At 71.3% G+C, this 2702-nt stretch carries 2 protein-coding genes; both read left to right on the top strand.

Annotated features, from left to right (window positions below):
• A partial coding sequence (locus V7067_RS09735) for a response regulator (protein ID WP_334175699.1) occupies window positions 1-384 on the top strand: 384 nt, incomplete at its 5' end.
• Complete coding sequence (locus V7067_RS09730) at window positions 381-2537, top strand: exonuclease domain-containing protein (protein WP_334175698.1); 2157 nt, start codon at window positions 381-383, stop codon at window positions 2535-2537. The genes V7067_RS09735 and V7067_RS09730, both read left to right, overlap by 4 nt.
• Window positions 2538-2702: the final 165 nt, after the last annotated feature.

Raw genomic sequence — 2702 nt, 5'->3', positions numbered from 1 at the left:
GCAGCGGGGGCAAAGGTTCTGATCGCCGACGACGAGCCCAACATCGTCGTGTCGCTGGAGTTCATGATGAAGCGCGCCGGCTTCGACGTGATGGTGGTGCATGACGGCGCCGCGGCCCTCGATGCCATCCGCCGCGAACACCCCCGCCTCGTGCTGCTGGATGCCACCATGCCCGCCATGAGCGGGTTCGAGGTGTGCGAGGCGGTGCGCGCCGATGCCGACACCCGCCACACCCGCATCGTCATGCTCACCGCCAAGGCCCGCGACACCGACATGGCCCGCGGCGTCGGGGCGGGCGCGGATGTCTATGTGACGAAGCCGTTCTCCACCCGCGACCTCATGCAGACCGTGAAGGACATGATGGCGGAGGACGCCGCGGGATGAAGATCGACCGCACGCTTGTCGCCGCCCTGCTGGCGCCGGGCGTTGCGCTGGCGCTGTGGCTGGCGCTGGGAACCGGTCTTTTCTATGCCACCCTCGATGCCGCGTCGGTGGACGCGCTCGGCAGCGCCATCGGTCCGCTGGTCGAAACCCACGGCATTCTCGTGGTGTTCTGGTGGCTGGTCGGCACCCTCGCCAGCGCCTGGGCGGTGCTGCGGCTGCACCGGCTCTACATGGCTGCGCCCGCCCGCCTTGCCGAAGCCGCGCAGGTGCTGGCAAGCGATGCCGCCGCGCCGCCGGCACCGGCCGAGGGCAGCCACGCCAACCGGGCGCTTGCCGCCGCCATCAACGCGCTCGCCGAAGAGCGCGCCGCGGTGCGCACGGAAATGACGCGGCTGGTGGACGAGGCGAGCCGCGCCGTGGTGCGCCAGCGCGACCAGCTCGGCGCGCTGCTGGCGGAATTGCAGCAGAGCGTCGTGGTGTGCAACCGCGAGGGGCGCATCCTGCTCTACAACACCCGGGCGCGCGCGCTCTGCCGCCGGCTCTCCCGGGGGCCGGGCAGCACCGCCGGCGCAGAACTGATCGGCCTCGGCCGCCCGATCCACGGCATGGTCGACGCCGCCCTCATCGCCCACGCCCGCGACAGCATCGCCGTGCGCATGGCGCGTGGCGAAACCGCGCCGGCGGCCCGCTTCGTCACCCTCACCCCCTCCGGCCACCTGCTGCAGGTGAGCCTGACGCCGGTGCGCGAGGCCGGCGAAGCCGCAGATGCTGCCGGCTTCGTGCTGCTGCTCGACGACATCACCGACGAATATGAGGCCGGCGCCCGCCGTGACCGGCTGTGGCTGACCCTGACTGAGACCAGCCGGGCGGCGGTCGCCAACATTCAGACCGCACTCGACATGCTCGACTATCCCGATCTTGAGCCGCCCGAGCGCGAACGCTTCCAGCAGGTGGTGCGCGAGGAAGTTGCCGCCGTGGGCGCCCGCATCGGCGCGCTGGCGGCCGAAGCCGCCACCGGCACCCGCGCCCGCTGGCCGCTGCAGGATATGCCCGGTTCCGATCTGGTCGCCGCCGCCGCGCGCCGCATCGCGGATGCCACCGCCCAGCCGGTCGGCACGGACCTCGTCGAGACCGGTCTGTGGCTCAGCGTCGACAGCTTCGCCCTCATCGCCGCTCTGGTGTCGCTCGCCCGCCTTGCGGCCGGCGGGCGGGCGCAGGCCGGCCTTGAACTGCGCCTCGTCAGCGCCGAAGGGCGCGCCCACCTCGATCTCGTGTTTGACGGCCCGGCCGCCATCGCGGCCGGCTGGCAGGCCAGCCCGGCCGACGGTGCACAGGGCGCCGCCGGCCTCACCGTGCGCGATGTCGCCGAGCGCCACCACGGCGAAGTGTGGCTGGAACAGCCCCGCGCCGGCGGCGATGGCCGCGCCGTGTTCCGTTTCCTGCTGCCGCAGGCCTCCGATGGCAGCGGCGCGCCGCTGCAGCCGGGCGAAAGCCGGCCGGCGTTCTATGACTTCGCCCTGTTTGCGGCCGCCGACAGCCACCCCGAACGCGACCGGACGCCGCTCGAAGAGCTGAGCTTCACCGTCTTCGATACCGAAACCACCGGCCTCAATCCCGCCGGGGGCGATGAGATTATCCAGATCGGCGCCACCCGCATCGTCAACGGCCGGCTGCTGCGCCCGGAGTGCTTCGACCAGCTCGTCGATCCGCGCCGCTCCATTCCCGAAGCCGGCATTGCCATTCACGGCATCCGCCCGGACATGGTGCGCGGCCAGCCGACCATCGCCGAGGCCCTGCCGGCCTTTCACGCCTTCGTCGCCGACACGGTGCTCGTCGGCCACAATGTGGCGTTCGACCTGCGGTTCCTGAAGCTGAAGGAGGCGGCGACCGGCGTGACCTTCGACCAGCCCGTGCTGGATACGCTGCTGCTGGCCTCCATCGTGCACCCCAATGCCGGCTCGCAAAGCCTGGAGGCCATCGCCGCACGCCTCGGCGTGACCGTCTCCGGCCGGCACCGTGCGCTGACCGATGCGCTGGTGTGCGCGGAGGTGTTCCTGAAGCTGCTGCCGCTGCTGCGCCGCCAGGGCATTTGCACGCTCGGCGAAGCGCTGGCCGCGTCGGAAGAATCCTACTACGCCCGGCTGCGCTACTGACGAGGCCGGGCGTTCAGGCCGGCACGACGACGCACCGGAACAGGCCTGCGAGGCACTCAGGCCGCGAACGCGCCGAAGCCCGAAAACGGCTTAAACCGATGCTGACAGAGAAGAGGATGGTGGGCGGTACAGGGATTGAACCTGTGACCTTTGCCGTGTCAAGGC

Origin of the sequence: Pseudoxanthobacter sp. (assembly GCF_036822375.1) — a bacterium.
Classification (GTDB): domain Bacteria; phylum Pseudomonadota; class Alphaproteobacteria; order Rhizobiales; family Segnochrobactraceae; genus Pseudoxanthobacter.
This window is presented reverse-complemented; position numbering and strand designations above follow the sequence as displayed.

What these genes read in the sequence shown, in the direction of transcription:
- V7067_RS09730 (WP_334175698.1), top strand. Translation starts at nt 381, where the DNA reads ATGAAGATCGACCGCACGCTTGTCGCCGCCCTGCTGGCGCCGGGCGTT.